Source organism: Flavobacterium tyrosinilyticum (assembly GCF_023656565.1).
GTDB lineage: Bacteria > Bacteroidota > Bacteroidia > Flavobacteriales > Flavobacteriaceae > Flavobacterium > Flavobacterium tyrosinilyticum.
Genome location: NZ_JAMOKG010000003.1, coordinates 348750 through 360048, shown reverse-complemented (window position 1 = coordinate 360048; position 11299 = coordinate 348750). Strand labels below are relative to the sequence as shown.

Annotated in this window: 10 protein-coding genes; 4 read left to right on the top strand and 6 right to left on the bottom strand. The window is 31.9% G+C overall.

The window, feature by feature from the left end; all coding sequences use genetic code 11:
* Positions 1-15: 15 nt before the first annotated feature.
* The 4 genes from NCC77_RS15970 to NCC77_RS15955 all read right to left on the bottom strand — a co-directional run bounded on the left by NCC77_RS15970 (position 16) and on the right by NCC77_RS15955 (position 4546).
* On the bottom strand, positions 16-1104 hold the full coding sequence (locus NCC77_RS15970; RefSeq protein ID WP_250836487.1) for an efflux RND transporter periplasmic adaptor subunit: 1089 nt from the start codon (positions 1102-1104) through the stop codon (positions 16-18).
* A 25-nt stretch (positions 1105-1129) separates the two neighbouring features.
* Positions 1130-2416, bottom strand: a complete 1287-nt coding sequence (locus NCC77_RS15965; RefSeq protein ID WP_250836486.1) for a TolC family protein — start codon at positions 2414-2416, stop codon at positions 1130-1132.
* A gap of 97 nt (positions 2417-2513) precedes the next feature.
* Entirely contained in the window at positions 2514-3872 is a 1359-nt protein-coding gene (locus tag NCC77_RS15960; protein WP_250836485.1) for a sensor histidine kinase, read from the bottom strand.
* Positions 3869-4546, bottom strand: coding sequence for a response regulator transcription factor (locus NCC77_RS15955; RefSeq protein WP_250836484.1), 678 nt, complete (start codon positions 4544-4546; stop codon positions 3869-3871). The genes NCC77_RS15960 and NCC77_RS15955 overlap by 4 nt, the downstream gene beginning before the upstream one ends.
* A gap of 458 nt (positions 4547-5004) precedes the next feature.
* Here NCC77_RS15955 and NCC77_RS15950 point away from each other — a divergent pair, with 458 nt between their 5' ends.
* Positions 5005-5553 carry a type 1 glutamine amidotransferase domain-containing protein gene (locus NCC77_RS15950; RefSeq protein ID WP_250836483.1) on the top strand — a complete coding sequence of 183 codons (549 nt, stop codon included), beginning with the start codon at positions 5005-5007 and terminating at the stop codon, positions 5551-5553.
* A gap of 274 nt (positions 5554-5827) precedes the next feature.
* Here NCC77_RS15950 and NCC77_RS23025 read toward each other — a convergent pair whose 3' ends face one another.
* Positions 5828-6013, bottom strand: coding sequence for a GIY-YIG nuclease family protein (locus NCC77_RS23025; protein WP_349306056.1), 186 nt, complete (start codon positions 6011-6013; stop codon positions 5828-5830).
* 517 nt (positions 6014-6530) lie between these two features.
* Between NCC77_RS23025 and NCC77_RS15940 the strand changes: the two genes are divergently transcribed.
* Positions 6531-6764, top strand: coding sequence for a hypothetical protein (locus NCC77_RS15940; protein WP_250836482.1), 234 nt, complete (start codon positions 6531-6533; stop codon positions 6762-6764).
* A 48-nt stretch (positions 6765-6812) separates the two neighbouring features.
* Here NCC77_RS15940 and NCC77_RS15935 read toward each other — a convergent pair whose 3' ends face one another.
* Entirely contained in the window at positions 6813-7322 is a 510-nt protein-coding gene (locus NCC77_RS15935; protein WP_250836481.1) for a hypothetical protein, read from the bottom strand.
* Between the two features lie 646 nt (positions 7323-7968).
* On the opposite strand from NCC77_RS15935, the gene NCC77_RS15930 reads away from it, so the two are divergent.
* Complete coding sequence (locus NCC77_RS15930) at positions 7969-8739, top strand: hypothetical protein (protein WP_250836480.1); 771 nt, start codon at positions 7969-7971, stop codon at positions 8737-8739.
* A gap of 4 nt (positions 8740-8743) precedes the next feature.
* Complete coding sequence (locus tag NCC77_RS15925; RefSeq protein WP_250836479.1) at positions 8744-11224, top strand: hypothetical protein; 2481 nt, start codon at positions 8744-8746, stop codon at positions 11222-11224.
* The last annotated feature ends 75 nt before the right edge of the window (positions 11225-11299 follow it).

Sequence of the window (11299 nt, the reverse complement as noted above, 5' to 3'; positions counted from 1 at the left end):
CCGTTTTGAGGATAATTAGTTTTTTAATCTTTCGTGAATCAAAAGCTGATTTTTGGTGATTACCATTTCGCCTTCTTTAACTCCGTTTTTAAAATAAAGCCAGTTGTTGTTTTTAACTATCGGATTAATTTCTCTGGTTTCGATTGTACAATCATCTTTATAAATTAAAATATGATCACGATTGTTGTCAAAAATCACGGCTTTTGCAGGAACAGCTTCTAGCATATCTCCGCCTAGACTTTTATCAATAATGATATCTGCGGTCATTCCGGGTTTTAGTTTTAAGTTTTTGTTTTCCATTACAATTCTCGCTTTCAAAACATGTTCCTCGGCATCAAAAACTTTGGACATCATTTTTATTTTTCCTTTAAAAATTTCTCCCGGATACGCTGGTGTTGTAACATCTACAGGCATATTTTCAGATACGTTTTTTAAGTTACTCGTATATACATTCACCAAAACCCAGATTTCTTTTAAGTCAGAAATGGTGAAAAGAGGTTCGCTTCCGTCTGTAATCTGCATTCCTGGACTTATGTTTTTGTCTACGATATAACCTTCTGTAGGCGCTTTAATTAGAAAAACAGATCTTTCGCTACTCGCGCTAAACATTGCCAGATTGGCTTTTACATTTTCAAGGGAAGATTTTAAAACATCCAGTTCGCTTTGTGCTTGCAGTAAATCCTTTTGTGACGAAATTCCATCGTCAAACATTGATTTTGCAGCTTGTAAATTGCGTTGTGCCACAGTGATCTGCGATTGAAGCGATTTGCTTTCAGACTGCATGCTGTTTAATTCGGTACTTTTTATCTCGGCCAGAACTTGTCCTTTTCGAACATAATCACCCAATGAAAAAGTAGTTTTGGTAATAATTCCTTCCACAAGACTGTTAAACTGAACAACGTGATCGCCGTTGTACGTAATATTTCCGGTAAGATTTATCGATTCGCTCACAGAACGTTTTTGAATTGGTTCGATGGTGATTTTTTCTTTTAAATCTTTATCGATGCAAAACTTTTCTTCTTTCGTTTCTTTAACTTCTTCTTTTTTGCCGCATCCGTAAACGAGCATTAACCCAACAATTGGGAGTACAATATATTTCTTCATTTGTTTTTGTATTTGAAAATTAGATTTAGTTGATTTCCTGACCTGAGATATAGCGCAGTTCTTCCAGATTTTTATTCAGGTCCATTTTAGAATTTAGCAGGATCGATTTGTTGTCTAGATAAGCATCAACAAAATCAAGATATTCAAGCATGCTGGTATTTTTTTGAAGGAAGTTTTTGCGATATGCTTCCAGAAGTTTGTCCAAATCTCCTTCATAATCAGCTTCAACGCTGTCGTACAATTTTTTTGTAACCAATAAATTTTCATACGATTGCAAAACTTCAGATTGTATAGTGATCGTTTTTTCTTCGGCCAATAATTTCCCTTGATCAATTGCCAGTTTTGCTGCTTTTATATTCCCTTGATTTCGATTAAAGAAAGGAAGATCAAGAGAGAAACCAACTCCCACAAAATCATTCATTAAACTCGCTCCACGGTCATAACTCACACCAAGTGTAACATCTGGTGTTCGCATGGCTTTTTCGTATTTGTACTTGTTGTTGTTATAATCGTTTCCGAGTTTAAGCACTTTCATATCAGGTCGGTTTTCTACAGCCGAAGCCATCAGATTGCCTAAGTTTATGTTGTCTATGTTTTTGTTATCAGGAACAAAACCTTCATCGGTAAGTTTGATATAATTTGTTGGCGGAAGATTCATTAAAACTTTAAGCTCTTTCTGCAACGAATTATTTTCCTTTTGCAAATCGGTTATTTCTTTTAAGAATTGAAGTTCAGTTGCTTTTAGCCTGAAGTATTCGCCTTTGCCCACATTGCCTTGTTTTACCTGATTTCCGTAAGCTTTCAGTAAAGTTTGCATAGAAGAAAGCTGTTTTTTATAAATCGCTTCTTGTGCTTGATTGTATTGCAGTTCCGTAAGATTGCTTCTGAATTCGATTTTTAGATTACGTAAAAAAGTTTTGAAATATTCTTTGGCGATGTCAACACCCACTTTTTCCATCGCAATCATTTTTCGTCTTTTTCCAGCAGTCTGAATCAGTTGTTCCAGTTCTGCATTGACTTGTGAAGTCTTTCCGAAATTTCCCCATAAAGGAGGCAATTGCTGTGCAGTAGCATTGTTCCAAAGATTGATTTCACCGATAGTCAGCGTAGGATTGGGCCATAATTTTGCCTGAATCACTTGTGCATCGGCAATATCGATGTTCAGTTTTTCGGAAATAAGAGAAATATTCTTTTCCAAAAACAAAGCCTCGGCCTGTGTTCTGGACAGCACAATTGTATCGTTTATGGCAGCAATCTGCGCCATACCTTTGTGCGATACAATTACGAGTAAGGTTAAAAGTAAACGTTTCAAATTAAGTTGTTTTAATGATGTCGCAAAGTTATTGGCGACATATTAGCCCTTAATTTGATGTGTGTTATAAGACGGTTAGAGCAACATTAGAAAACGATTAGAGTCTCGGAAATAGTAGCGTTATCGTGGTTCCTTGGTCTTTTTTGGATGCAATATTAAAATCGATATTGTTTTGTTTGAAGATAATATTGGCCAGCGAAAGTCCGACACCGCTCCCTTTTATGTCTTTTACATTTTTGCCTCTGTAAAAGGTTTGTTTAATGAAAGTTAAGTCGTCTTCGCTAATTCCGGCTCCGCGGTCTTCAATGACAATTTTGAGCTGATTGTCTTGTTCCAGCAGACTTATTTTGATAGGATTTCCGTTAGAATATTTTAGGGCATTTTCTATAATGTTGTATAAAGCGATTTTGATTTCGTTGCTATTTCCTTTTATCGAAAGCAGTTTATCGTTTGCGACTTCCAAAACGATTTGTATCGGAGCATTTTTTAGATCGTAAATGGCAGGCAATTGATCATTAATGTCCCAAACCAATTCATCAACCCTGAAAATTTCGTTGAGTTCTGTATTGTTTCGCAAGCCCGAAAGCATCATCAAAGTATTCATGGTATCTTCGATTTGATAGACATTTTCTAATACTTTTTCAGACATTTCTTTGTATTCAACGCTTGATCTGTCTTTTTGAGCAAACACTTCTAAGTTTCCTGAAATTGCGGTTAAAGGCGTTTTAAATTCATGTGAAACATAATTGATGAAGTTTTTCTGGATGATAAAAGCATCCGATAAACGGGTAAACAAATTGTTGTACGTTTCTACCAATTCCTGAATATCGTCTTTGGTATTTGGAGAAACAATCTGACGATCTAGTGACGAAGCCTGAATTTCGTTTACCTGATCAATAATATTTTTTATCGGACTGTAAGCCAGATTAGAAAGAACACGGCTCACAATATAAATCGTAACTAACCCGATGATTAAAACCATTATCATAATGATTTGCAATCGGTCAGTCATGGTTTTAAATTCGACGTCGTTTTTCTTTACGAAAACTACAAAATCCCCTTGGTTATCATGGTAATAACTTCCGAAATAAAAATGATGTTTGGATTTGAAACTAAGCTTTCTGTTTTTCCGAATATAATCTAATCTTTCTGCATTGATATTGTTGTCGATTGTTTTGTCGCCGTATACAATCTGATTTTTATTGTCGTATACACGCGTAATGATTTCCAGCGAATTTTCCCTGAATTGCTGACCGATTAGCAAATGCTGATTTTCGGGCAATTCGTCTTTTTCGAGATAGAAAATCCCCGTCAATAAGCATGTTTTTTGCAGTTCGTTATAGACAATCTTTTCCGAATAGCTGTAGAAAGAAAAATACGTGATAAAGGAAGCAATCACAAAGACAACGCTAAACGTAAGAGACGATATTAAGGTAAATCTATTGCGTATTTTCATAACTCTTCTTTAAGCATATATCCCGTTCCTTTTATGGTATGGATAAATTTATGGTTTTGCTCAATTTTGTTTCTTAAATAAGAAATATAAACATCTACAACATTGGTGTTGTTATCGTAATTAATTCCCCAAACGGCATTTAAAATCTGCGTTCTCGGGATTACTTTGTTTCTGTTTTCTAATAAATACAAAAGCAGTTTATATTCTCTTGGCGATAAATCGATTAGTTTACCATTTTCGGTAACCTTATGTTCTTCAGGATTTATGGTTAAAGTTCCTAATTTGTATAAGGTTTCTACTTTGTCGTAATTAAATTTAGTTCTTCGCGTAAGCGCGTTGACTCTCGAAATTAATTCTTTAAAATGAAACGGTTTCACCAAATAATCATCGGCACCGGAATCTAAAGCCGTTACTTTATCATCGGTGTCGCTCAAAGCGCTTAACATTAAAACGGGTGTATGATTTTTTTTGAAACGCATTAGTTTTACCAACTGAATTCCGTCAATTCCTGGAAGCATAATATCCATTAAAATAATATCCCAAATATCCTGTTGAATGAGATCTCTGGCAATCTCACCCGTTTCGGCAAGATGCACAGTAAAGTTGTTTTCCTCCAAACCTTTTACTATAAATTCGCTAATGCGTTTATCATCTTCAATGAGTAAAACATTCATAAATGGTATATTATAATGGTTGCTGTTTTGACTAAAACGGAAATGTTTTAATCATCTGATAAGTTGTTTTCAAAAAAATAGGATTATCAAAAATAGCAATTATTTTTTTGAACCATATAAGGTCATATACGTTATTGAAGTTTTTTATTGTAAACGCATTATTTGTCATTTCGGCCGAAGGGAGAAATCACACTCGTTTGTTGACAAAGATTGGAGATACTTTGCAGAGTTTCTAGTGTGATTTCTCCTTATGTCGAAATGACAAAAACACGGTATAAAATACTAAACCAAATCGACATCAATCTTATATAATTTTAGTTTAATTTTTAATAAAAATTTGATTTCCAATTAATTAACTTTTATTAAAGAAAGCTTTAACAGCGTGTATTTCTGCTGACTGTTTGAAATAACTAATTTTAACTTAAATCAAAATTAATAACATTTTAAATAGTATAATTATGAAAAAGAATATCGCCATAATAGCAACAAACGGTTTTGAAGAATCAGAATTAGCATCGCCTAAAGCGTATCTGGAAGAGCAAGGTTGGAATGCAGATATCGTCAGTTTGAAATCTGGAACAATCAAATCTTGGAAAGACGGAAATTGGAGCAACGAATACAATGTTGATGTCGTATTAGATCAGGCAAATGAAGCCGATTACGATGCTTTGGTTATTCCAGGAGGAGTAATAAATCCTGATTTATTGAGAAGAGAAGAAGCGGCAGTAAATTTTGTACGTTCCTTTTTTGAAAGTAAAAAACCAGTAGCCGCTATTTGTCACGGACCTCAAATTCTGGTAGATGCGGATGTTTTAGAAGGTCGAAAAGTAACTTCGTTCTTCTCTATTAAAAACGATTTGAAAAATGCCGGAGCACAATGGGAAGACTCAGAAGTAGTCGTAGACAACGGATTAGTAACCAGCCGAAACACAAATGATTTACCCGCTTTTAATAAAAAAATGGTGGAAGAAATTAAAGAAGGAATTCATGAGCGCCAGAGAGTCTAAAAAAGAAATTTCTATTTAGATTTATCAAATTATAAAAAATGCAAGATCAATTTTGGTCTTGCATTTTTTTTATAAATATTGTGGTGCTTTGACTTCGATCATCCTAAAATTTGTTTCGTCGTTTTGCTTCCAGTTTGTCATTTCGACCGAAGGGAGAAATCACACTCGTACATCGACAAAGATTGGCGAAATACTTTGTAGAATTTCTGGTGTGATTTCTCCTTACGTCGAAATGACAATTTCAGAACTAACAAACATTATGAGATATATGTTTTTACTCAAAATGAAAATTAAGAAATTCAAAAGTTTCATTAAAACTTCTTATCAATTCAATTTTCTTATCTCTTCGCCATTTTTTTAATTCTTTTTCTCGGGCGATTGCTTCCTGTATCCAAGTGAATTTTTCGTAATAAACTAAAAACTGAATATTATATTTTGCCGCAAAACTGTTTATATTCAAGTCTATGTTTTCTTTATGTTTTGCCAATCTTTGTTTTAAATTATTGGTACGCCAATGTGAAAAGATGTTCGATGTTCATTTATTATTATGTAGATGTAATAAGTATGAAAGTCAATTTGAGGATTAAACATTTTATTTTTTTTGTACGAATATACATATTTTTTACTTGTTTGTCATTTCGACCGAAGGGAGAAATCACACGCGCATATCGACAAAGTTTGTCGAAATACTTTGCAGAGTTCCTAGTGTGATTTCTCCTTACGTCGAAATGACAAAAATGCGATTAATACCTCCTGAAATATAGATTTAGTATATTTGATAAAAGCAATATATTGATTGAAAGAAAAATCTTTCTTTTTAAAATAGTTTTCTCTACATTTGAAGTTCTTAAATCTTCACATTAAGACAACATAAAATTTGCCCTCGTGCTATGTAGTAAAGCTCCGAAAGGACTTTGACGCCGTGAAGAAGCGTAAGACTGCTAAGGTATGAGGGTTTTTCTTAAATTCTTCACTTTATGAAAAACAACACCCTTTCCAAAGAAGCCGAAACAAGGCTGATTGATTTTTTTAACCATATTATAGATCCAGAAGATATGGCTAAAATCTTAAGACAAGTAAATTGCATTTTAGCTCTCGGCGTAATGCGACAACACGAAACCCTCCAAATCGGGCTACCAAATTTTGAAGACAATTATTATTGGCTCAATGAATTGGCGGAGATTTTGAATCCTTATTTGAGTGAGGGGTAGGGCTTATAAAATGGAAAACCTCGATTTTTTATGATCGAGGTTTTTTATTTAAATACGATAGTCTTTTTCAAGTAATGATTTTATATCAGCGAACTCTTCTATGTAATTATTCCTTACTTCTTTAAAATCCTTTGAATACTGCCCGCTTATCGTTTCCTGTGAAGGCTCATAATCCAAATTTTCTAAATGATAAATTCTGACCTGAGATAATATTTCGTCTAAATTTTTTAGTGAAAAATAATTAGTTTCTTCGTCCATTTTTAAAATTATGTTTTCGATATGATTTATTAAAATATTTTTTATTTCATCTGAAATTATAAACTCATTAAAATCAAGAAATGCAAACATGTCTATAAATATATTATCGATGTTTTGAACGAGTTCCTTTTTTAGTTCAATTAAATATTTATTATCATTTTTTAGTTCGTCAAAGAGAAAAATATAAAATACCAACAAAAAGCCATCTTTGACCCAAAGCTTTCCATATTTATATTCTAATACTTTCAGAAGGCATACATTATTGATTTTAATAGACCGAACGTTATTTGTGAAAATCAAATTTATAAAAAGTTTATCGTTTTCCTAGTAATTCTCAATGCAACAACACGAAACCATCCAAATTGGACTAACCAATTTTGAAGACAATTATTATTGGCTCAATGAATTGGCGGAGATTTTGAATCCTTATTTGAGTGAGGAGTAGAGTTTATGAAATGGAAAAACCTCGATTTTTTAAGGTAGAGGTTTTTAGTTCTTAAAGATAAAATATGTTCCTTACTTTGCGGGCACGGATTGCAAATCTGATCTATCATTGGGTTTCTCCAAGCACTATTCGTTTCGTTTGTAGATATTTTTATCAGATGTTAATATCATATTTTTTTAGTTTTTATAAAATGTTTCTCGGCTTAACCTTAGCTTAGTGGGTTGCATAAGTAAATATAATTAAAACGCTAAAAATCAGGTATAAATACTTATGTCTGATTGATTCATTTCCTATAATTTTGATCATATCAGATATTCATTCTCGCTGTTCGTTGCAATCTTGTAGTTGTCTACCATTTCCAATTATTAGTTAAGATTTCATTTTTTTAAAAGATATAGTGTTAAAAATTGTTGTTTTTTTGAGTTTATTTCTATTTACATTAACTAAATGATAGTCCAATATTGGAAAAGTTATTTATTACTAACCTTAATTAATCAATTTATGAGTAAAAGTTATCTATATATTAATGCATTTTTTCTATCGTTATTTGTCTTTTTTAGTTCTTGTCAAAATGATACGTATTTAGAGCCTGAATTAACACCCAAAAAATACTCTTACATTATTCCCAATAGAATTAGCTTTGATTTTTCTCAACAGTCAAAAAACAGTAGCTCTATTATTCCTTATAATAATGGTTTGATTTTAAGGAATATAAGTGACTCCGATATTTCAGGAGAATTTATTGTTCTAGCATTCAATAAAAATGAAAAAAACTATCATAATCTTTCCTTTATTGAGAGAGGTGATATTTTAAGTTTAAGCAAAAATGAAAGCCAGGCCGACATTCAAATGGAACAGACAAACCTATTGTTTTCAGACAACAATGTTATCGCATCGATTTTAAATTTTAATGATGCTATTTCTGACCACAAACTAAACGGATTTTATAAAGGGGAACTAAATATTTACAACGATGGTAATGAATTTTTAAAAAGCCTTACCTGTACAGGATATATAGATTATCAAGGAAAATTTATGTTTTTTGTTGAAGATGATGATGAGGATGATATAGTGGTTTTACAAGGAAATATTAACACAGGAAATATGATTTCGGGTAAAATTCTGAAAAGAGATGGCACCAATTTATCTCCAATAGTAAATATTACCAGTGACCTTTTAAATTTAAATGGAACAAACTTATCTGGTAAAGTGTCAATTACTGAAGAAAGTAATAAGCGCATACTACAATTTAATCTAACTCACCAAAACTGATTTTATGAAACTAAAACTACACTTTCTTTTTCTTTTTACAGTATTAGGCTTACATGCCCAAAAACAAATACAGCCCTATAATTTTTCTGTTTCAGATAAGGATAAAACAGAAACGATTATGATTTATGCTGCGGCCAGTTCAGTCAATAATTTAACATTTACATTAAAAAACGCTAAAGATGAGGTATTGATTAATAATGATGGTAAGGAAATAAGTTTCCAGGTATTCCCTTTTACCGAAGTTTCTTTTGGAACACATCTTACTGATGCAATTAACAGCATTAAACCGAAAGAGAATGATGTTGAAAACACCTATGAAATTATAAAAAAGCGTATCAAGAATTTAAGTGATACTCCCATCTCTCAAGAACAGAAAATTGCAGTTCAGGATGTCAGAAACATTTATCAATTTTTTAATGCATTAGTCATTACTGCTTTTGCGTATGATACAGAGCCTGTTGCAGGTGTTTTAAAATATTCTTTAAACACTACAATTACAAAAAAGAATATTGAAGGTTTTGATGCGGATGTTTATTTTACTAAACGTGCAAAAGATTTGAGGGATATTATTTTCAATAAAGAGAAAGAGGAAGAAAAGGAGAAAGAGAATAAAGAGAAAGAGAATAAAGAGAAAGACAATAAAGAGAAAGAGAGCAAAGAGAAAGAGGAAGAAAAGGAGAAAGAGAATAAAGAGAAAGAGAGCATAGGAAAAGGAGATGAATTTATGAAATTTGTATATGATTTTGATAAATACGAATTATTTTCTGATTTTTATAAAAACACCAAAGGTTCAGGAACTTATAGAGCCCGAGTAAAATTTAAACATTATGCAGAAAAAAAATTAAAAGAGCTTTATAATGTATATCAAATTCAAGGATATTGTAAAGATGATTTTTTGATGTATTATATATCTTGTAAAGAAGAGATTTTGTCATTGGAAGAAGTTAATAAAAATAAAAAGACATTAATTGATGCAGATATAAAAAAAATAGAAAAAATAGAAACTAAAGCTAGAAAAATGGATTCAATATCCAAGTTTTATAATGATTTTTCGTTAAAAATACCTGCTAGCATATTGGAGGATTCCAAAAAAGCAAAAAATGAGAAAGATAATTTGAATGTGGAAATAAATGAATCTAACGTCATAATCAAAACAAATGAAGTTGAGATAAAAAATATTCAAAATGATATAGATGATTTCATATCAGAACGTAGATTAAAAATCAAGAAAATACCATTGTGGAATTTTGATGTAGAAACTATTGAGATAGATATCAACGATGGTTTTATAGAACACATAACAGCAGTAGGAAGAGTAAAACTTCCATTTATTGATGAAAATCTGATTAGATCTTTCAATGATAATAACACTAAGTACAACGATATAAAAAAAATGCTCGAAAATTTCTATAATGAACGCATCGTGAAGGAAATTTTTAACAATATTATAGGCAAAGAATTAAAATTTGAAAATGAATTTCCAATAGGGTTTAGCTCAAAATCAGATTTTGCCGATTTACATAAATATACTTTATATGCTTTTGAAGGGTCTGAAAAAATATTCTCTTTGCCTGTAACGAATGTTATAACACTATATGTTCAAAGACATCAAAATGACCGTTTAGACTTTAGTCCCAAAGATCAAGTGGTGAGTTTACCATCTGACGATTTTGCGAAAAGCAATGCAGTTGAGTTGAAAAAGGAAACCTCTTCAAAAATATTAAACGTTAATATCTATAGTGATTTTTTAGGCCTAAAGAAAGCAAATCCGAACGGATTGCTGCAATTTGAAGTTGAAAAAAATATTCCACTTTGGACAAAAAGAATGGAATTGGGGATAGGAAGAAGTTCTAATTTCGGTCTCGCTAATTATATCAATTTTAATTTAACCTGGGCTAAAATAGGTGATGAGGACAGGCAATTACAGGTCAAATATGCAGATCGCTATGTGAATAATGAGTATCGTCCAGATAGATATGTTACTTTTTTAGACATGATTAAGTATGAAAACACTTCCGTAGGTGCTGACTTAAATATAGCTTCTTTCGATTTTCCGTTACTCAAAGCACGTATTGAGTTGAATGCTGGTATACATTATGGAAGAGTAAATGTAGTAGATACATTGGCAACCGATGTAACCAAGCGATTTGATAAAAACGTTAATATGATAAGAGCATATCCAGATTTTATTTTAAGAATTAGACCTGAAGAACGTTTTGGTGCTTATTTGAGATTCAGACCTTTTAAGGCCATTGTACCTAATAATGAAGAGTTTTATACGGTAAGTTCAGAAAAAGATTTTGTGGACGAGCAAAAGCTTACATCAAAATGGTTACATCGTTTTGAATTGGGTACTTACTATGCACCTTCGCCAAAAGGGGATAATAAGTTTTTCTTTAGGTATCGTTATACAAATACATCTGATTGGGGAACCAATGGATATGGCGAATTTCAAGTGGGTTATTTAGTGTATCTCAAGTTTTAATAGATTGTCTTTAGAGCAATTTTTAAATCTTTTGATCCGGTTCTTATCAAGACTTTCAAACAGGCTGATTGATTT

What these genes read in the sequence shown, in the direction of transcription:
- NCC77_RS15970 (WP_250836487.1), bottom strand. Translation starts at nt 1,104, where the DNA reads ATGAAGAAATATATTGTACTCCCAATTGTTGGGTTAATGCTCGTTTAC.
- NCC77_RS15960 (WP_250836485.1), bottom strand. Translation starts at nt 3,872, where the DNA reads ATGAAAATACGCAATAGATTTACCTTAATATCGTCTCTTACGTTTAGC.
- NCC77_RS15955 (WP_250836484.1), bottom strand. Translation starts at nt 4,546, where the DNA reads ATGAATGTTTTACTCATTGAAGATGATAAACGCATTAGCGAATTTATA.
- NCC77_RS15950 (WP_250836483.1), top strand. Translation starts at nt 5,005, where the DNA reads ATGAAAAAGAATATCGCCATAATAGCAACAAACGGTTTTGAAGAATCA.
- NCC77_RS15940 (WP_250836482.1), top strand. Translation starts at nt 6,531, where the DNA reads ATGAAAAACAACACCCTTTCCAAAGAAGCCGAAACAAGGCTGATTGAT.
- NCC77_RS15930 (WP_250836480.1), top strand. Translation starts at nt 7,969, where the DNA reads ATGAGTAAAAGTTATCTATATATTAATGCATTTTTTCTATCGTTATTT.
- NCC77_RS15925 (WP_250836479.1), top strand. Translation starts at nt 8,744, where the DNA reads ATGAAACTAAAACTACACTTTCTTTTTCTTTTTACAGTATTAGGCTTA.